Origin of the sequence: Ruoffia sp. FAM 20857, assembly GCF_045528645.1 — a bacterium.
Taxonomy (GTDB): domain Bacteria; phylum Bacillota; class Bacilli; order Lactobacillales; family Aerococcaceae; genus Ruoffia; species Ruoffia halotolerans.
Window position 1 is genome coordinate 1 of the sequence record NZ_JBGQRB010000153.1, and the last position, 255, is coordinate 255.

At 54.9% G+C, this 255-nt stretch carries 1 rRNA gene; it reads left to right on the forward strand.

The annotated features are described in order from the left end of the window. Positions 1-255, forward strand: a 16S ribosomal RNA gene (locus tag ACEN4N_RS11650); the annotation flags it as partial.

Genomic DNA, 255 nt, shown 5'->3' on the forward strand with positions numbered 1-255 from the left:
GCCTAGAGATAGGTGAAGCCCTTCGGGGCAAGGAGACAGGTGGTGCATGGTTGTCGTCAGCTCGTGTCGTGAGATGTTGGGTTAAGTCCCGCAACGAGCGCAACCCTTATCATTAGTTGCCAGCATTAGGTTGGGGACTCTAATGAGACTGCCGGTGACAAACCGGAGGAAGGTGGGGATGACGTCAAATCATCATGCCCCTTATGACCTGGGCTACACACGTGCTACAATGGATGGTACAGCGAGCAGCGACCC